The following is a 17480-nucleotide window of genomic DNA, read 5'->3' on the forward strand; positions in this document are numbered from 1 at the left end:
ACTGCTATTACAAAATATTGGGTTCAATCTCTAAGCTGACACCAAACTCTTTTCGCACTTTTTCTTGAATGCATTTTGCAAGACCTAAGATATCTTGTGCTGTGCCACCACCATGGTTGACCAATACCAAGGCTTGGTTTTCGTAAACGCCCACATTGCCCATGCGCTCCCCTTTAAAGCCACACTGGTCTATAAGCCAACCAGCAGCGAGCTTTCGTTTACCTGGGGCATCTGGGTAAGAAACCAAGTTTGGGTGTTTGCCCAAAAGGGTTTCATGTTGCTCATTGGGAACAATCGGGTTCTGAAAGAAGCTGCCTGCATTGCCAATGACCTTAGGGTCCGGCAGCTTGCGAGTCCGAATTTTGCACACGGCTAAAAAGATTTCTTCTGGGCAAGGAGTCGCATTAGCAGCAAACTGATTTGCTAAATCTGCGTAATGAATACGTGCCTGCCATTGCTTAGGGAGTTTAAAAACGACCTTTGTCACGATAAAGCGGTGGGGATGTTGCTTAAAGTAGCTATCGCGATATGCAAAGTGGCATGCTGATTTTGGAAGGGTGACAAAGGAATCGGTGTGTGCATCAAAGGCTTCGATACTGTCGATGTAGTCTGCTACTTCAATGCCGTATGCACCAATGTTCTGAATGGGGGCAGCGCCAACCGTTCCTGGAATCAGGGCCAGGTTTTCTAGGCCAGGTAAGTCATTGTCTAGCGACCACAATACAAAGTCATGCCAATTCACGCCACCACCTACTGCCACTAATGAGTGCTCTTGGTTGGAAGAGGTGATTTCTGCGCCAGTGATATTCATCAGCAGGGTCGCCCCTGGCAACACTTTAGGCAAAATGACATTACTACCGCCACCCAATACTCTCCAGCTCAATTTTTGCGCTGCAATGGATTCCATGACTTCCGGGATCTGCTCAGCACTCGTGATTTCATAGGCAAGCTCGGCGCTAGCGTCAAAGCCAAAGGTATTGCGGCCCTGCAGTCCTAAATTCCGAGTTAATTTAGATGGCTGGGGCGCATTTTGAGCACGGTTCATGCCACAATCTTATTCGGAAACGCAATTGCATTGGCTTTCTGGATCAAAATATTCAAAAGCCAGCAATTTCGAGCAATATATTGAGAGAAAAGATAAGGAGTCCAAATGCCATCATTTGACGTAGTATGCGAACCCGATATGGTTGAGTTGAAAAACGCCATTGAGCAATCCAACAAAGAAATTAGCAATCGTTTTGACTTTAAGGGTTCTGATAGCCGCGTAGAGCAAAAAGATGAAGCATTGATCTTATTTGGCGATGACGACTTTAAATTGGGTCAGGTGCGCGATGTATTGGTTAATAAAATGGCTAAACGAAATGTGGATGTGCGTTATCTAAAAGATGACAAAACAGAAACCATTGGTGGTGATAAGCGTAAGCAAACCATGAAGATTCAAAAAGGCATTACCTCTGAGTTGTCTAAAAAAGTAGTACGCATTATTAAAGACAGCAAGATCAAAGTACAAGCCAGTATTCAGGGTGATGCAGTTCGCGTTACTGGTGGCAAGCGCGACGACTTGCAAGAAACCATGGCCCTATTGAAAAAAGAAGTTACTGAAGCGCCGTTGGGCTTTAATAACTTCCGTGATTAGGGTGTCCAGGTCTTCTAATTAAGGGGATTGAAAACCCCCTTGAAACAAATACCTGCAAGACCGATGAGTAAAAAAGAAAGGGCATTTTATGAAAAAGCCTAACAAGATAATTCCTAAATTTAAAACCGAAAAAGAAGAGCGCACTTTTTGGGAAAAGAATGATGCATCTGAATATTTTGATCTCTCTAAAGCGGTCCGGGTTACGATGCCCAATCTGAAGCCTACAACAGCTTCTATCTCACTCCGTCTTTCCCAGAGCTTTCTTGAAAATATCAAGTTACAAGCTAATAAATTGGATGTACCCTATCAATCACTGATGCAAATATGGCTAGCTGAAAAATTAGAAGAGGCGACGAGGTAATTTAAGAAATACACCCTTTTTTAAGTACGTAAAATAGTCATCTCAATGGCCACTCAGCTGCCTATACATCCTGCAAGCCAAGAGGCAATAGAGCGGTTTTGCGATGCCTGCTGGCTAGAAGATGGTTTGGCAAAAAATAGTCTTTCAGCCTATCGCCGTGACTTATTGCTCCTAGCCCAGTGGCTATATCAACAGTCAGGTGTAGATCTTTATGCGGTTACAGAAAAAGATCTCACTGCTTATATAGCGCATCGCCGCGCTGATAAAGCCACTACAGCCAATCGGCGTTTAACGGTATTCAAGCGTTTTTATCGCCATGCATTACGAATCAATTTAGTCAAGAGTGATCCTTGTATTGGACTCCGTGCAGCCAAGCAAGCATTGCGTTTCCCAAAAACATTGAGTGAAGATCAGGTGACTGCTTTGCTTAATGCACCCGATATTGAAACCCCATTAGGACTTCGCGATCGCACCATGCTCGAGCTCATGTATGCCAGCGGCCTACGCGTTTCAGAAATTGTTTCTCTTAAAACGGTTGCACTAGGTTTGAATGAGGGCGTAGTTCGAGTGGTCAATGGCAAAGGTGGCAAGGAACGATTAGTGCCTTTCGGCGGAGAAGCAGGGCAATGGTTAAGAAGGTATCTAGCGGAAGCGAGAACGCCATTGCTCGAGGGAAAAACAACTGATGCGGTATTTGTGGGTCGACACACTGGCACGGGGCTTACCCGTCAAGCATTTTGGGCGCTCATTAAGCGCTACGCGACCGTAGCCAATATTCCTGTCGCTTTATCACCTCATACCCTCAGGCATGCTTTTGCCACCCATTTGCTGAATCATGGAGCGGATTTAAGGGTGGTGCAGCTATTGCTTGGGCACGCCGATATCTCCACTACCCAAATCTATACCCATGTCGCCAGAGAGCGCCTGAAATCCATTCATCAGCAACATCACCCTCGCGGCTAGCAGAGCTCAAAAGGCTTATAAGCTCCAAAAGTGTTTAACATGTCGATATGACTTTGACCTTAGATCTTTTACTCATTCCGCTAGCCTATCTGATTGGTTCCATCTCATTTGCGGTGGTGGTGAGTAAATGCATGCGTTTGCCCGATCCTCATACGTATGGCTCTGGTAACCCTGGTGCCACCAATGTTTTGCGTACGGGCAATAAGAAGGCTGCTGTACTCACTTTAATTGGCGATGCTTTAAAAGGTTACTTTGCAGTCATGTTGGCCCGCCATATTTTGGGAGACCAATCGCTAACAGCCAGTTTAAATTCTTGGCTTTTATGTGGTGTAGTAATCGCAGTATTTTTGGGGCATCTATTCCCAGTCTTTCATGGCTTTAAAGGCGGTAAGGGCGTTGCTACAGCTTGCGGTATCTTATTTGGCATTAATTGGATATTGGGCTTAGCTACGCTAGCGACTTGGATCATCGTTGCTAAATTTATGCGTTACTCCTCTTTGGCTGCTATTGCTGCTGCCATATTTGGCCCAGTCTATTTTGTGTTCTTGTTTGGCTTTCAGCCAATGGGCATTGCGCTACTGATTGTTTGCTTCTTATTAATTTGGCGTCACCATAGCAATATTCAAAATTTAATGAATGGCACAGAAAGCCGCATCGGCTCCAAGAAAGAGACCCAATAACCATGACTATTGCTTACGCTTGCATCCTAATTATGGGTTTATTGCCTTATGTAGCTACTGGCATTGCCAAGAAGGGCTTTGAGGGTTACGACAACAGCATGCCAAGACAGTGGTTGGCAAAGCAGGATGGCTATAGGGCTAGAGCCAATGCTGCTCAAGCCAACCTTTTTGAATCTTTACCCCTCTTTTTTGCCACAGTCATCATTGCTCAGATTGCCAATGCCCCGCAGTTCAGAATTGATATCCTAGCAGTGGGTTTTGTGATTGCCCGAATCGCTTATCTAGTTTGCTATGTGGCTAACTGGCCAACGACACGATCGATTGTGTGGCTTGCTGGAATGGTGTGCACAGTGAGCATTTTTTTTCAGATATAAACAAAAAACAAATTAAATACTAATATCGAGACAACTACTCATGGTTACGAAAAATACCAAAACACCAGCAAAGACACAAACTAAGGCTGTAGCAAAAAAATTGAGCGTTAAAAAGATGACTCCTCAAAAAATACAAAGTAAAAATGACGATGCTGGCTTGCCGCTATCGGTAATGATTCGTCGCCGTATCGAAGCGCAAAATGCACGCTTTCATGCGAACGATAATATTTCCGCTTTTATTAAACCCGGTGAACTAGAGGGCTTGGTAGATGAGGTTGCTGAAAAAATGCAAGCCGTACTTGAGAGCCTGGTGATTGATACCAATAGCGATCACAACACCAAGAACACCAGTCGTCGTGTGGCTAAGATGTATGTACAAGAGGTCTTTAATGGTCGTTATGTAGAGCAGCCAACCCTTACCAAGTTTCCAAATGTCAGCCGTTTAAACGAATTGATGATCGTAGGACCTATTACGATTAGAAGCGCCTGCTCTCATCACCTTTGCCCCATCATGGGTCGTATTTGGATTGGGGTATTACCAAGCAAAGAGTCCGCTTTAATTGGTTTATCTAAATATTCACGATTGACTGAGTGGGTGATGTGTAGACCACAGATTCAAGAAGAGGCTGTAGTTGAGTTGGCTGACATGCTAGAGAAAAAAATTAAACCGATTGGGGTTGCCATCGTGATGGATGCCGATCACTTTTGCATGCAATGGCGTGGCGTCAAAGATCGCGACTCTAAGATGGTAAACAGTGTGATGCGCGGCGCATTCTTAAAAGACTCTAACTTGCGTCGTGAGTTTTTATCTCTATTGGATAAGCGCTAAGGCATGCGAGTACTTGTAATTCTGATGAGCGGAATTTTTCTAGTAGCTTGTTCGCAATTTCCAACTACGCATCCTGATGCCGCAAAAAATAATCCCACGCAATATAGGGCTGATATGAGGGATTGCGCACGCAATTACCCAGAATCAGGTACTGGCGCCTATCTCAAGCAGCGCGTGTCATGCATGGAGCTTAAGGGTTGGCAGTAAAAAGTTGACTTTTCCTAGCAATTCAAACTGATTGTGCGAGGAGTAGATTTTTATGAGAATAATTCTCAACTAATAAGTCATATAAATCATAGAGTTAGAGTGTAGGTAGCAAGTAAAAATCTTCTCCACTATGATCACCTCTAGATTTAATGAAGCAACTCTTTTACTGCCTTATTTTTTGGAGAATCCATGAAAAATAGTCGTCGCCAATTTATGATTTTGTCTGCTGCTGGTGCCTGTACTTTGGCATTGAACAGCAAAGTTCAAGCTCAAGCTATGGTTGCTGATACTGATCCACAAGCCACTGCTTTGGGTTACAAGTCTGATGCTACTAAGGTTGATAAAGCGAAATACGCTAAATACGCTGCTGGTCAAGAGTGCGGTAACTGCGCTTTGTTCCAAGGTAAAGCTGGTGCTGCTGCTGGTGGTTGCCCATTGTTTGCTGGTAAGCAAGTATCTAGCAAAGGCTGGTGCTCTGCTTACGCTAAAAAGGCTTAATTAAAGCCCAGTGAAAGCTGCATACTCAGTGACCATTTAAAGCAATGGAAGCTGATAAATAAAAAAGACTGTCATTGTGAACTGCACCCCAAAAGTTGGACATCCGTCCAACCTAATCAGGTGCAGTTTTCATGTCCAAATATAGCAAAGAGTTCAAGTTAACAGTCATACAGCATTATCTCTCCGGTAAGGGTGGCTTTAAAAACATTGGGGATCAATTTGGCGTTAAATACGCTTATGTGCGCAAATGGGTTCATGCTTTTAAGGCTCACGGTCAAAAGAGTTTGAATAAAAGTGCCATCCAGTACTCCAGTATTTTTAAGTTATCCGTCTTGCAGCACATGGAACAACATCAGCTCTCGGTGAACCAAGCGGCAACCCACTTCAATATCCCAGCACCAAGCTCAGTACTAGCATGGCAACGCCTCTACAATGAAGGTGGTATTACAGCCCTAGAACCAAAACCCAAGGGACGGCCACCCATGTCAAAACCTAGCGATATTAAGGCCTTGCTTGCCAAGCCCTTAACCTCACTTACGCATGAAGAGTTACTGCGCAAAGCGCAGTATTTGGAAGTGGAGAACGCTTACCTAAAAAAGCTCGAAGCCTTAGCCCAGCAAAAGCACTTGGCAAGCAAGAACAAGCCCAAGTCATCACTGAGTTAAGGCAACACCATCCATTGCAAGTTATTTTGCTGGCAGCCCAAATGCCTAAAAGCGTGTATTACTACTGGCAAAAAGCCAGTAGTAATACTGACCCCCATGCCAATGCCAAGATCGAGATCAAGGCCATCTTCAATACCCATCAGGGTCGCTATGGCTACCGGCGAGTCCATTTAGAGCTTCGCAATCGGGGGCAATACCTCAATCACAAGACAGTACAAAAGCTCATGGGGCAACTTGGACTCAGGTCTATGGTTAGGCCTAAGCGCTATCAGTCCTACAAAGGAGGGGTTGGTAAGGCGGCCCCCAATTTGCTAGAGCGCAACTTTAGAGCAAGTAAACCGAATCAAAAATGGGTCACTGATGTAACGGAGTTCAGCATCAGGGGGCAAAAGGTCTATCTCTCACCCATCCTAGACCTTTATAACCAAGAGATCATCTCGTATGAGATTGGTGATCGGCCTCAACTGAGTATGGTGACTACCATGCTTAGCAGCGCTTTTAAACATCTCAAGCAGGCTGATAAGCCGATGCTGCACTCAGACCAGGGCTGGCAATATCAGATGGGGTTTTATCAACAAGCCTTAAAGAAACAAGGTGTTACTCAAAGCATGTCTAGAAAAGGTAATTGCTTAGATAACGCCGTGATGGAGAACTGGTTTGGGATTATGAAAACCGAGTTCTTCTATCCGAAGAGGTTTGAGACTATTGAATCATTTAAACAAGGGCTGCATGAATATATCCACTACTACAACCATGATCGGATCAAACAAAAACTAAAAGGATTGAGTCCGGTGCAATACCGAACTCAATCCCTCGTGCTAACCTAGCTAAACCGTCCAACTTTTGGGGGTCAGTTCAATTGTTGGCAGTCTTTTTTATTTCCAAGTCGCATCAATGCATTAAGCTTGACGAGGTGCTTGTTCACTAAATCGGTATAAATACTAAAAAAAGTTTCTATGAAACGAAGCCTTAAATACCTTGTAAAGCATTATTCCTTTTACCTTGGCGGGGATCAACCACCTGTGAACTGGGCCGAACGTCTTCGCTCGGTTGCAGGGGCTTTTCTGGGTTTATTGACCGTGTTTGTCATTGCCAAATATCTTGGTGAACGTAGCGGTATCGATGAGTGGTTAATGGCTTCATTAGGAGCAAGCGCTCTATTGGTATTTGCATTACCAGGTAGCCCCATGGCACAGCCTTGGGCTGTAATTGCAGGCAATACCTTATCGGCTTTAATCGGAATTAGCTGCTTTCATCTGATTGGCGAGCCGCTATTGGCTCTGCCTATGGCTGCAGCTTTCTCGATATTGGGCATGTTTATCTTGCGCTGCCTACACCCACCTGCCGCCGCAGTGTCTCTGATAGTGGTGTTAGGGCACGTTGGCAATTACCGATATGCCCTGTTTCCGGTAATGATTGATTCCATCTTATTAATCTTGGCCGGGGCGGCTTACAGCAATCTCACTGGTAAGCCTTACCCCAATAGACCGGCTATATAACCCTAAAGATAGGGTTTAAAAAGTCTTATTTGATTTTGCCTGCAGCAATCGAGGCTTTGCAGTCCAAAATGCCGTAATTCTGGAACTTGCCAGCATTTTCTTTGCGAATAGATTGGCCGCATTCAGTGAGGGAATTGCGAAGATTAATCTTAGGGATATTGCTCATATTGGTGGCTCCGTTAGTTATTGTTTGGAATACAGCGCTATTGTGCGCCTGTGGTGCTGCAACTGTCATTTTAATAAATTCAGAGTCTTTGCTAAAGAGAGGCAATAAACCCTTTAAAATCAGGTTTTATTGATAAAAAGCATAAATAGCTTTCCAAGACCCTCTATGGCCTTAGTGATTCCTGTCATCCTATGCGGCGGTTCCGGAACCCGACTCTGGCCATTGTCACGCTCAGGCTTTCCTAAGCAATTTTTAGTGCTCTCAGGAGATGGATCATCACAGAGTCTTTTTCAGCAAGCTGTTGAACGAATTCGCACTGTTGCCAATAAAGAAATTCAGTTGGGCTCTACCTTAGTCGTCACTAATGAAGATCATCGCTTTTTGGTATTAGACCAATTGCGTGAATTAAAGAATGTAGATGCCACACTACTGCTAGAGCCAGTTGGTCGTAATACTGCACCCGCTTTAAATATGGCCGCCCTTTGTGCTCAGCAAATCGCCCAAGGGCAAGATCCTATTTTGGTCATTACTCCAGCTGATCAAACGATTCAAAATCAAATAGCATTTACTAAAGCATTGCAAGATTGCATTCAAACAGTGCAAAGTTCTGATGATGCTATTGCTATTTTGGGGATCACGCCAACAGCACCTGAAACTGGCTATGGTTATATTCAGCGCTCTGGTGAAAAAGATCAAAATAATGCTTTTACTGTTGCACGCTTTGTAGAGAAGCCTGACAGTAAGACTGCGCAAACCTATCTAGCAGAAGGCTCCTACCTTTGGAATAGCGGTATGTTTGTTCTCAAAGCCAGTACTTGGCTAAGCGCAGTAAAAGCATTTCGCCCTGATATTTTTGAGGCCTCACAAAAAGCTTGGTCATGTAAGTCTGAAGATAGTTCTGGGGGAATCGGATTTATCCGCCCTGGTAAAAAAGAGTTTAGTGCCATTCCTGGTGAGTCCATTGACTATGCTGTCATTGAGAAATGTCCAGGATCTCAATACCCCATCAAAATGGTTGAGTTAGATGCCGGTTGGAATGATTTAGGCGCTTGGGATGCAGTGTGGCAAGTAGGGCAACAAGATGTATCTGGCAATGTTACTAGTGGCGATACTTTACTAACAAACTCTAAAAATTCATTAGTTCATGCCAGCAGTCGCTTAGTAAGCGCAGTCGGTATTGAAAATCTCATTATTGTTGAAACTGCTGATGCGGTCTTAGTAGCTGATAGAAAACATAGTCAAGATGTCAAAAATATTGTGACCCAGTTAGAGTCTCAAAAGCGTGAAGAGAAAAATCTCCACCGTAAAGTAGCTAGGCCTTGGGGCTGGTATGACAGTGTGGATGAGGGTGAGCGTTTTAAAGTCAAGCGGATTCAAGTGAAGCCTGGTGCTAGTCTATCTCTACAAATGCATCACCATCGTGCTGAGCATTGGATTGTGGTCAAGGGTATTGCAGAAATCACCAATGGGGATCAAGTTATTACGCTCACTGAAAATCAAAGCACTTACATCCCTCAAGGACAAACGCATCGTCTGGCTAATAAGGGCGCAGAGCCCTTGGAGATCATCGAAGTGCAGTCTGGCAGTTATTTGGGTGAAGACGATATTGTGCGGTTTGAAGATACGTATGGGCGTAGCTGATATGCCTTACCAGTTAATAATAAAGATACAGATTAAAGAGTAGAAAAAATATGACAAGCAAACAAAAAGTCGCCCTCATCACCGGTATCACTGGCCAAGATGGTTCTTACCTAGCTGAGTTTTTATTGGAAAAAGGCTACATCGTTCACGGTATTAAGCGTCGCGCCTCTTCTTTTAATACCGAGCGCATTGATCATCTCTATCAAGATCCGCACGTTAATCACCCCGATCTTATTCTTCACTATGGCGACTTAACCGATACCAGTAATTTGGTTCGCATCATCCAGCAGACTCAACCGGATGAGATTTATAACTTAGGCGCTCAGTCTCATGTAGCCGTTTCATTTGAATCTCCTGAGTACACTGCTGATGTGGATGCGATTGGTCCTTTGCGTATGCTAGAAGCCATCCGTATCTTGGGTTTAGAGAAGAAAACCCGTTTTTATCAAGCCTCGACTTCTGAGCTCTATGGTTTGGTGCAAGAAATTCCACAAAAAGAAACCACCCCTTTTTATCCGCGTAGTCCATATGCAGTAGCAAAGATGTATGCCTACTGGATTACCGTGAACTATCGTGAGGCTTATGGCATTTATGCCTGTAATGGTATTTTGTTTAACCATGAATCTAAGCGCCGCGGTGAAACTTTTGTTACCCGCAAAGTAACCCGTGGTTTAGCCAATATTGCTCAAGGTCTTGAGAAGTGCCTCTTTATGGGAAATATCGATGCGCTACGTGACTGGGGTCACGCTAAAGACTATGTTCGTATGCAGTGGCTCATGCTCCAACAAGACAAGCCAGAAGATTATGTCATTGCTACTGGCGTCCAATTTACTGTGCGTGAATTTATTACCCGCAGCGCTCAGCAACTTGGTATTACTCTGAAGTTTGAAGGCGTTGCTGAAAATGAGAAAGCCATCGTAGCTGCTATCGAAGGCGATAAAGCCCCTGCTTTAAAAGTGGGTGATGTGATTGTGCAAATTGATCCGCGCTACTACCGCCCAACTGAAGTGGAGACACTCCTGGGTGATCCAGCTAAGGCAAAAGCAAAACTGGGCTGGGTTCCAGAAATTACTTTGGACCAAATGATCGTAGAGATGGTAGCTAATGACTTGGACAAGGCTAAGCAGCATGCGCTATTGCTCAAACATGGTCATAGCGTAGCAGTGGGTAAAGAAAATTAATCTCTTTTTAGAATAGAACCAATAGAGTGTCGATTCATTTAAGTCAAAAAATTTATGTAGCCGGCCACAGAGGCATGGTTGGTTCTGCCATTGTTCGTACCTTGAAAGAAAAGGGTTACGAGAACATCATTACTCGTACACATGCTGAGCTCGATTTAATCAATCAAGCTGCCGTTCAAGCATTTTTTGAGACAGAAAAACCCGATCAAGTCTATTTGGCTGCAGCAAAAGTAGGCGGCATTTATGCAAACAATACTTTTCCAGCGGAATTTATTTATCAAAATCTGATGATGGAATCCAATGTAATTCATCAGGCTTTTGTTTCTGGCGTTAAGAAGCTCCTCTTTTTGGGTTCAAGCTGTATTTATCCTAAATTGGCACCGCAGCCAATGGCTGAAGATGCATTATTAACGGGATTACTCGAATCGACCAATGAACCTTATGCAGTCGCTAAAATTGCCGGCATTAAGTTATGTGAAAGTTATAACCGCCAATATGGTGCCTCCCATGGCATTGACTATCGTTCGGTGATGCCAACTAATTTATATGGTCCTGGTGATAACTATCATCCAGAGAATAGCCATGTGATTCCAGCTTTGATAAGACGTTTTCATGAAGCTAAGGAAAGTAAGTTACCCACAGTGACTATTTGGGGCACAGGAACCCCTAGGCGTGAGTTTCTTTATGTTCATGACATGGCTGCGGCATCAGTATTTGTGATGGACTTAGATAAGTCAATTTACGACCAACAAACAGAACCGATGTGCAGCCATATTAATGTTGGCTATGGCGCTGATGTAACGATTGCGGAGCTAGCAAATGCAGTTGGTGCAGCTGTAGGTTATCAAGGTAATATCGACTTTGATCCTACCAAGCCCGATGGAACTCCGCGTAAATGGATGGACTCCTCCAGGTTAAATCGGTTGGGCTGGAATCCATTAGTCAATTTGAATGATGGCCTGCAATCTGCCTATCAAGAATTTTTGCAGAGAACAACTAAATAATGAACGGTTTTCATGCGTTTTAAAGATAGCAATCTCAAAAGAGCATTTAAAAACCTCTTTCTTCCAATTCGGGAAGATATCTTGGTGTTGGAGCCCCATTTTGGGCTTGGCGATAATTTGGTTTGTTTGGGTTTAATGCGCGCGCTCTCAAAGCGTAATCCCAAAACCCGTTATTACTATGCTTGCCTGCCACGTTGTTATCAGTCCTTGGCTTGGATGTTTCAGGATCTAGATAATGTTTTCCTTTTCCCCATTGAGGGTGGACGTGAAGTGCGTCAATTTACAAGCTTCTTAAATGCCCGCTATGCGCCTATTGGAATAGATGGTGTAGATATCAAACGCTTTGATGAATCTTTTTATGAGCAGCATCAAGTGCCTTTTGAGGCTCGCTGGGAAGATTGTGATGTTCCGCCCGGACCTAAATCAGATTGGCTGTATGAAAAGCTGAATTCGAATCATGAGCCATATATCTTGGTTTGTAACTTTGAATCTGGTTTGGTGAGTTATGACCTCAAAATTAACAACCCTACTGACAAAAAAATCATTACGGTTTCTCCAGAAACCAATAATATTTTTGATTGGACTAAATTAGCCTTAATGGCCGATGAGATCCATACGATCGATACATCTTTCGTGCATTTTGTAGAAAGCTTATTTCACAATAAGCCTCATAAGCCTTTTTTCTATCACCTCGCCAGAAATAGCCCGACTGAATTTACTCGTCGCTTGCCCTGGCAAGTGATTCGATATCGGGATTAATGCTCAATGAATAGAGTTGGAACATTAGATAAGCAAATCTATTCGCCTTCCTCATCCATTATTTTTCTGCAGTGTTTCTTATTTGCGATTTTGTTTGGGGTTTGGGTTCTTCCTGAAACGATTCTGATTCGCCATCTATGTTTATTTATAGGTGCAGCGATCAGTCTTTACACGATTTTCCGCAATCTAAACTTATTCCTAAGTAAGCATGCTCTTCCTATATGGATGATTGGGGCTTTATTTTCTTGGGTTATTTTTCATCTAATTTTTCTGGCATCTGATTTTGATGCGCAGTGGCTTGAATTTGGAACCATCTGGAAACGCTCTGCCATTGGCTTTATCTTTGCCTGTGGCTTAGGCCTGGCGCTTAATGCGCAATTGCAGTCAGCACCTGAGAAAGCCAAAATTTCTAAGGGAATTCTGTTTATTGGTTTTGCTCTGCCTACCTTGATTTATTGGATTAAATTTGGAGCAGGTATTTTGGTGGCCCGTTATGGCATAGATGTACCTGAACTCATGTTGCTTCAACCTGAAGCCACCAAATATTTTGTTCATAAATCTGCTTATGTCTTTTTCTGCCTTCCTTTATATGCCATATCACTAGGATGCTTGTATGAGCTCTATTTGAAGGGTAATCTATTAAGTCGTAATGCATTGGTTTATTTAATATGTATTGCGGCTGTACTTCTAAACTTCATTGTTGAGAAGGACCGCAATGGCGAGATCTACGCTTTTTTTCTGACATTGTGTTTTTGCGGACTAATACTCAAAGACCAAATTAAATCGTTTTCTTACCAGAAGATCTTTTTGGGCTGCTTGATTACAGCGATTCCTGTGATTGGGGCTTTGTATCAATTTCGTAATAACTCTCAATGGAATTCGATCGTTTCAGATGCCAGGATTGCTGTACAGATTGATCAATATAACAATTGGCAGGATCAGGCCACATTAAAGCCGCCTAAAGACGAAGAAGGTAGACAAATCTCAGGCACCAACTATGAGCGCATTGCATGGGGTACTGCGGCATTGCGTTTAATAAAACAAAACCCATTGGGATTTGGTTTGGTGGAAAGATCTTTTGGGCGTCTTGGTAAAAAAGTATGGCCCGATGCAAAATTACATCAAAGTCATAGTGGGTGGCTTGATTTCACTCTAGGCTTAGGCTTGCCTGGGGTTTTCTTATTATTGGGCGCTGGGGCACTTGCTTGGTATCAATCTTTATCTAGCTCCAGTCTTGCGCAGATCATCGGTGGGTGGGCATTAGCAAGCTTGTTGTTAAGCATGTTTACAACAGAGCTATCTCAAAAAGTCTATATAGATGGCTTGATATTTATGATTGGACTTGCAGCTACTTTGAGTGTGAGCATAAAGAGTGGGACCTTTAAACCAATCGGATCATTTAAATAATATTTGGCACAGATACGATATTTTTATATGCATAATCAACCACTAACACCTAAAGTATCGATTATTATGCCCAGCTTTAATCAGGTTGATTTTATTGAGAGATCAATTCAGTCTGTGTTAAATCAAGACTATCCTAATATTGAGTTGATTGTCATTGATGGCGGATCCACAGATGGTAGTGTAGAGATCATTGAGCGTTACGCTGATAAATTGGCATATTGGGTATCAGAACCTGACGAGGGTCAGGCACAGGCCATCAACAAAGGTATTAAAAAAGCTACTGGTGAATGGATTGGATGGCAAAACTCGGATGATTTATTTTCTCCATATGCCATTAAAGAAATGATAGCGTGTGCTCAAAAAAATCCTAAAGTAAATTTGGTAATAGGGGATATGGCTATGATTGATGCACAAGATCAAAAGATTAGAAATATTCGCTATATTCGCCCAACTTACAAATCCATTTTGGCCGAGGGAATGGTTCTGACGAATCAAAGCGCCATCTGGAGGAGAAATATTCATGAATCCATAGGATTTTTGAATGAGAAGCTTCATTATGGTTTTGATTATGAGTGGTTTTTAAGGGTACTTAAGGGTTACTCTGCGGCCCATGTGCCCCTAGTGTTGGGTTACTTGCGCATGCATTCTCAAACTAAAACTTCATTGCAGCAGCCCCAGTTCGTTAAAGAGTACGAATTGATATGGGGTGGGCAAAGACCTAATAAGTTGATTAGAACTTTTTATAAAGTAAGGCGATATTCAATGCATATATTGAAGGGGCAGTTTTACCATCTTGTTGAGCAGACTAAACACTTTTTTAATAAGACTTCGTAGTACTCTTTGGAGTGGAAATGTATCAATTGAATTCCCCGGTCGTCTTTGTCATATTCAATAGACCAGATAAAGCTAGAGTTACCTTTGAGGCGATTGCGAAAGCTAGACCAAAAAAGCTTTTGATAATTGCAGACGGCGCACGTACCAATGTAGTTGGGGAGCATCAAAAATGCCTAGAGACGCGTGCGATTATTGATCGCGTCGATTGGGATTGCGAAATTCTCACTAATTTCTCCGATATTAACCTTGGGTGCAAGATGAGGCTTGCGACAGGTCTTGATTGGGTATTTCAAAATGTGCCAGAAGCAATTATTTTGGAGGATGACTGCCTGCCTGCGCCTGAATTTTTTCAATTTTGTGATGAGCTCTTAAAGCGCTATCGATTTGATGATCATGTTGGAATGATTTCTGGATGCAACTTTCAAGAGGGAATCAAAAGGGGGGATGCAGATTATTACTTTAGTCAGTTTTGTCATATCTGGGGTTGGGCAACATGGGCTCGTGCCTGGCAAAAATATGACGTTCAGATGAGTGCATGGCCGCAGCTGAAATCTGCTGGGTGGTTAAACGACCTCGGCCTTTCTGGGTCTGAGCAAAGGCATTGGGAAAAGTCTTTTGATAAGGTTTATTTTCAAGGTCTAGATACCTGGGATCATCAGTGGACGTTTGCTTCTTGGAAAAATAAGATGATTTCTATAATGCCCAACATCAATCTCATCAGTAATATTGGGTTTGGTGTGGGTGCAACACATACACAAGGTCGAAGTATTTTTTCAAATATCCCGACAGGTACTCTTAGGTTTCCAATGACGCACCCAAGTAAGGTTGAAGCTAATAAAGAAGCCGATGGGTTTACTGCCAAGCACCAGTTTACAGATTCCTATTTATGGAAAATCTATAGAAAACTTAGGGCATATCTGCGTTAAATTTTAAGGACGCTTGCTCTTCACAAGATCTATCATCGATAAATATATAAACTGGGTATTGCTAATAAGATAGCGCTTCCAAAGTCTACCCGGCTCTGAGAGCAGACGATAGCACCACTCAAGCCCGAAATGTTGAACCCATAAAGGAGGCCTCTTTTTCTTTCCCGAGTGAAAGTCAAAGGCTGCACCCACGCCGATCGATATAGGATTCAAGTGCGGCGCAAATGTAGAGCACCAGAATTCCTGTTTTGGGCAGCCTAAGCCCACAAATAAAAAACTGGCACCAGAAGCGTTTATTTTCCGAGCAATTTCCTCGTCAAGTGGAGGGTTCTCAGGTAAACGAGCTGGAGCATGGTAACCAGCAATCTTCAGTTTTGGAAATTGCTCCAGGAGCATAGCTGATAGCTCTTTTAAAGTCGCCTCATCTGTACCAAGCAGAAAAATGGAATGATTATTGGCTGCGCATAATTTGCACAGATCTAGCATTAAGTCAGGCCCAGATACTCTTTGTGCTTGCGTGAAACCTTTTCTTTTTTGTGTCCATACCAGGGGCATGCCATCGGCAATCACGAGGTGAGCTTTCTCAAGGACTGTCTTGAGTAAAGGATTCTCTCGGGCAACGGTGAGCATGTGCACATTTGCTACACAGACATATTTTCCTGCGGTGGCCTTTTGATTTGCGAGTTCATTTAAACCTTGTGAGATGCTATTTATATTTCCAATATCTACAGGTATGTCGATAACATCACATTGAGTGCGTAGTGACATCCTGAGAGGGTTGGTAAGGTTTTCAATCATGCCGATCTTGTTATATTGTCGTTGATAGCATTTGCTCGACAGCCTTCAAAACAGAGTCTGGGCTAATTGAGTCAACGCATTTGGATTCACCTACTTTTCCAAGGCAAGTTGGCTCATTCATGCATGGATAACTAGGGCAATTTCCGCTTTGACCTAATGCTATAGAGTTTGGAGGTTGCCACCATTGAGGTTTATTTCCTGCATTAATGACAATTGTCTGCTTACCAAGCGCTGAAGCAAGATGCACCAGAAAGCTATCAACTCCAATAAGAAGATCAATTTTATTAACTTGCTCAATCAGGTCTTCTATTGACTTGCAAGAACGAATTGGAATTTGAGGGTTTAAGTGAGCAAATTGCCTTTGGGCTTCTTTTAACTCTGACTGAGAGCAAAAAATGATGGTTTCACTGCCATTGCTAGAGAGCTCTTTGAAAAGATGTAGCCAGTTTTGTGCTGGCCATTGCTTAAATAGTTGACTCGAAAAAGGATGAAATGCAATTTTAGGTTTTGAATTGATTGGTTGAGGCTTTGAATCTAGGGCAATATCGACCCCTAGAATCTTAGAAAGAAGATCTGGAATGAATTTATATACCTGATCATCGATGCTGGCAATGGGTAGATACTTTGCTGAAGCAACCGGAATTTTCCAGATTAACTTTCGCATCCAATGATCGTTTTCCCACTTTGGTGAATAATGAGTTCTGGTATTAATCAGTGAACCTAAGAACGCCTCACGAGTATCCCCGATGAAATCAATGCTCGCATCAATCTTCAGGGTTCGGAGATGGCTTATGGAGCGCCAAAGATTTTTCCATCCACCAGCTATCAGTTTTTTATGCCCGCCAGCAATTGGGAACTCAGCGGTAATAATTTGATCAAATCCCATTAATTTGAATAAGGGCTCGAATTCAGGCTTGGTCCAAATAATCCATTTGATGTCTGGTCTAGATTTTGCCGCTTGCTTAAGAATTACCGCATTAATAATGGCATCTCCATAGCGGCGCGCACTTAAAAGACAAACAGATGAGTACTGAGGAATAAGTTGCACGTTT

General features: G+C 43.0%; 21 protein-coding genes. 17 read left to right on the top strand and 4 right to left on the bottom strand.

Going from position 1 to position 17480, the window contains the following annotated elements; translation table 11 throughout:
• Positions 1–7 precede the first annotated feature (7 nt).
• A complete protein-coding gene (gene murB / locus PNUC_RS01520) occupies positions 8–1045 on the bottom strand; it encodes a UDP-N-acetylmuramate dehydrogenase (RefSeq protein ID WP_011902135.1) in 1038 nt (345 codons plus the stop codon).
• 105 nt (positions 1046–1150) lie between these two features.
• Between murB and PNUC_RS01525 the strand changes: the two genes are divergently transcribed.
• From PNUC_RS01525 to PNUC_RS01575, 10 genes are all read left to right on the top strand, one after another.
• On the top strand, positions 1151–1636 hold the full coding sequence (locus PNUC_RS01525) for a YajQ family cyclic di-GMP-binding protein (protein WP_011902136.1): 486 nt from the start codon (positions 1151–1153) through the stop codon (positions 1634–1636).
• An 88-nt stretch (positions 1637–1724) separates the two neighbouring features.
• Positions 1725–1997: a BrnA antitoxin family protein gene (locus tag PNUC_RS01530; protein WP_011902137.1), complete on the top strand. Its 273-nt coding sequence runs from the start codon at positions 1725–1727 to the stop codon at positions 1995–1997.
• A 45-nt stretch (positions 1998–2042) separates the two neighbouring features.
• The gene (gene xerD / locus PNUC_RS01535) at positions 2043–2960 is read left to right on the top strand and encodes a site-specific tyrosine recombinase XerD (RefSeq protein WP_011902138.1); all 918 of its coding nucleotides are present in this window, start codon (positions 2043–2045) and stop codon (positions 2958–2960) included.
• Positions 2961–3007: 47 nt separating this feature from the next.
• Complete coding sequence (gene plsY / locus PNUC_RS01540) at positions 3008–3640, top strand: glycerol-3-phosphate 1-O-acyltransferase PlsY (protein WP_011902139.1); 633 nt, start codon at positions 3008–3010, stop codon at positions 3638–3640.
• Positions 3641–3642: 2 nt separating this feature from the next.
• Positions 3643–4014, top strand: coding sequence for an MAPEG family protein (locus PNUC_RS01545; RefSeq protein WP_011902140.1), 372 nt, complete (start codon positions 3643–3645; stop codon positions 4012–4014).
• Positions 4015–4129: 115 nt separating this feature from the next.
• A complete protein-coding gene (folE, locus tag PNUC_RS01550) occupies positions 4130–4843 on the top strand; it encodes a GTP cyclohydrolase I (protein WP_048812198.1) in 714 nt (237 codons plus the stop codon).
• A 3-nt stretch (positions 4844–4846) separates the two neighbouring features.
• Positions 4847–5050, top strand: a complete 204-nt coding sequence (locus PNUC_RS01555; protein ID WP_048812041.1) for a hypothetical protein — start codon at positions 4847–4849, stop codon at positions 5048–5050.
• Between the two features lie 189 nt (positions 5051–5239).
• Positions 5240–5548, top strand: a complete 309-nt coding sequence (locus tag PNUC_RS01560; protein WP_011902142.1) for a high-potential iron-sulfur protein — start codon at positions 5240–5242, stop codon at positions 5546–5548.
• A 131-nt stretch (positions 5549–5679) separates the two neighbouring features.
• A protein-coding gene (locus PNUC_RS10870) for an IS3-like element ISPlsp1 family transposase (RefSeq protein ID WP_143070014.1) occupies positions 5680–7040 on the top strand; the annotation gives its coding sequence in 2 pieces (ribosomal slippage) (positions 5680–6139 and positions 6139–7040; 1362 coding nt in all).
• A gap of 129 nt (positions 7041–7169) precedes the next feature.
• Positions 7170–7712 (top strand): HPP family protein, encoded by a 543-nt coding sequence (locus tag PNUC_RS01575; RefSeq protein WP_011902145.1) that lies wholly within the window; start codon positions 7170–7172, stop codon positions 7710–7712.
• Between the two features lie 25 nt (positions 7713–7737).
• Here PNUC_RS01575 and PNUC_RS01580 read toward each other — a convergent pair whose 3' ends face one another.
• Positions 7738–7878 carry a hypothetical protein gene (locus PNUC_RS01580; protein WP_155763409.1) on the bottom strand — a complete coding sequence of 47 codons (141 nt, stop codon included), beginning with the start codon at positions 7876–7878 and terminating at the stop codon, positions 7738–7740.
• 165 nt (positions 7879–8043) lie between these two features.
• Here PNUC_RS01580 and PNUC_RS01585 point away from each other — a divergent pair, with 165 nt between their 5' ends.
• From PNUC_RS01585 to PNUC_RS01615, 7 genes are read left to right on the top strand one after another with little or no spacing between them, the layout of a single operon-like run.
• Complete coding sequence (locus PNUC_RS01585) at positions 8044–9519, top strand: mannose-1-phosphate guanylyltransferase/mannose-6-phosphate isomerase (protein ID WP_011902147.1); 1476 nt, start codon at positions 8044–8046, stop codon at positions 9517–9519.
• Positions 9520–9569: 50 nt separating this feature from the next.
• Complete coding sequence (gene gmd / locus PNUC_RS01590; protein WP_011902148.1) at positions 9570–10700, top strand: GDP-mannose 4,6-dehydratase; 1131 nt, start codon at positions 9570–9572, stop codon at positions 10698–10700.
• A 26-nt stretch (positions 10701–10726) separates the two neighbouring features.
• Positions 10727–11704 (top strand): GDP-L-fucose synthase, encoded by a 978-nt coding sequence (gene fcl / locus PNUC_RS01595; RefSeq protein WP_011902149.1) that lies wholly within the window; start codon positions 10727–10729, stop codon positions 11702–11704.
• 12 nt (positions 11705–11716) lie between these two features.
• On the top strand, positions 11717–12463 hold the full coding sequence (locus tag PNUC_RS01600) for a glycosyltransferase family 9 protein (protein ID WP_011902150.1): 747 nt from the start codon (positions 11717–11719) through the stop codon (positions 12461–12463).
• A gap of 6 nt (positions 12464–12469) precedes the next feature.
• Positions 12470–13870 (top strand): hypothetical protein, encoded by a 1401-nt coding sequence (locus PNUC_RS01605; RefSeq protein WP_011902151.1) that lies wholly within the window; start codon positions 12470–12472, stop codon positions 13868–13870.
• Positions 13871–13897: 27 nt separating this feature from the next.
• Positions 13898–14704: a glycosyltransferase family 2 protein gene (locus PNUC_RS01610; RefSeq protein ID WP_011902152.1), complete on the top strand. Its 807-nt coding sequence runs from the start codon at positions 13898–13900 to the stop codon at positions 14702–14704.
• Positions 14705–14721: 17 nt separating this feature from the next.
• On the top strand, positions 14722–15630 hold the full coding sequence (locus tag PNUC_RS01615) for a hemolytic protein hlpA-like protein (protein ID WP_011902153.1): 909 nt from the start codon (positions 14722–14724) through the stop codon (positions 15628–15630).
• 3 nt (positions 15631–15633) lie between these two features.
• On the opposite strand, the gene PNUC_RS01620 is transcribed toward PNUC_RS01615, so the two are convergent.
• The gene (locus PNUC_RS01620) at positions 15634–16428 is read right to left on the bottom strand and encodes a WecB/TagA/CpsF family glycosyltransferase (RefSeq protein ID WP_011902154.1); all 795 of its coding nucleotides are present in this window, start codon (positions 16426–16428) and stop codon (positions 15634–15636) included.
• A 10-nt stretch (positions 16429–16438) separates the two neighbouring features.
• Positions 16439–17476 carry a glycosyltransferase family 9 protein gene (locus tag PNUC_RS01625; RefSeq protein ID WP_011902155.1) on the bottom strand — a complete coding sequence of 346 codons (1038 nt, stop codon included), beginning with the start codon at positions 17474–17476 and terminating at the stop codon, positions 16439–16441.
• Positions 17477–17480: the final 4 nt, after the last annotated feature.

Source organism: Polynucleobacter asymbioticus QLW-P1DMWA-1 (assembly GCF_000016345.1).
In the GTDB taxonomy this organism is placed as follows: Bacteria; Pseudomonadota; Gammaproteobacteria; order Burkholderiales; family Burkholderiaceae; genus Polynucleobacter; species Polynucleobacter asymbioticus.

Bases quoted from the DNA above. Each gene is read 5' to 3' on its own strand.
- xerD (WP_011902138.1), top strand. From the start codon at position 2,043: ATGGCCACTCAGCTGCCTATACATCCTGCAAGCCAAGAGGCAATAGAG.
- murB (WP_011902135.1), bottom strand. From the start codon at position 1,045: ATGAACCGTGCTCAAAATGCGCCCCAGCCATCTAAATTAACTCGGAAT.
- PNUC_RS01585 (WP_011902147.1), top strand. From the start codon at position 8,044: ATGGCCTTAGTGATTCCTGTCATCCTATGCGGCGGTTCCGGAACCCGA.
- PNUC_RS01560 (WP_011902142.1), top strand. From the start codon at position 5,240: ATGAAAAATAGTCGTCGCCAATTTATGATTTTGTCTGCTGCTGGTGCC.
- PNUC_RS01610 (WP_011902152.1), top strand. From the start codon at position 13,898: ATGCATAATCAACCACTAACACCTAAAGTATCGATTATTATGCCCAGC.
- PNUC_RS01545 (WP_011902140.1), top strand. From the start codon at position 3,643: ATGACTATTGCTTACGCTTGCATCCTAATTATGGGTTTATTGCCTTAT.
- PNUC_RS01555 (WP_048812041.1), top strand. From the start codon at position 4,847: ATGCGAGTACTTGTAATTCTGATGAGCGGAATTTTTCTAGTAGCTTGT.
- PNUC_RS01525 (WP_011902136.1), top strand. From the start codon at position 1,151: ATGCCATCATTTGACGTAGTATGCGAACCCGATATGGTTGAGTTGAAA.
- PNUC_RS01605 (WP_011902151.1), top strand. From the start codon at position 12,470: ATGAATAGAGTTGGAACATTAGATAAGCAAATCTATTCGCCTTCCTCA.
- PNUC_RS01530 (WP_011902137.1), top strand. From the start codon at position 1,725: ATGAAAAAGCCTAACAAGATAATTCCTAAATTTAAAACCGAAAAAGAA.
- PNUC_RS01600 (WP_011902150.1), top strand. From the start codon at position 11,717: ATGCGTTTTAAAGATAGCAATCTCAAAAGAGCATTTAAAAACCTCTTT.
- PNUC_RS01615 (WP_011902153.1), top strand. From the start codon at position 14,722: ATGTATCAATTGAATTCCCCGGTCGTCTTTGTCATATTCAATAGACCA.
- PNUC_RS01580 (WP_155763409.1), bottom strand. From the start codon at position 7,878: ATGAGCAATATCCCTAAGATTAATCTTCGCAATTCCCTCACTGAATGC.
- PNUC_RS01620 (WP_011902154.1), bottom strand. From the start codon at position 16,428: ATGATTGAAAACCTTACCAACCCTCTCAGGATGTCACTACGCACTCAA.
- folE (WP_048812198.1), top strand. From the start codon at position 4,130: ATGACTCCTCAAAAAATACAAAGTAAAAATGACGATGCTGGCTTGCCG.
- PNUC_RS01575 (WP_011902145.1), top strand. From the start codon at position 7,170: ATGAAACGAAGCCTTAAATACCTTGTAAAGCATTATTCCTTTTACCTT.
- plsY (WP_011902139.1), top strand. From the start codon at position 3,008: ATGACTTTGACCTTAGATCTTTTACTCATTCCGCTAGCCTATCTGATT.
- gmd (WP_011902148.1), top strand. From the start codon at position 9,570: ATGACAAGCAAACAAAAAGTCGCCCTCATCACCGGTATCACTGGCCAA.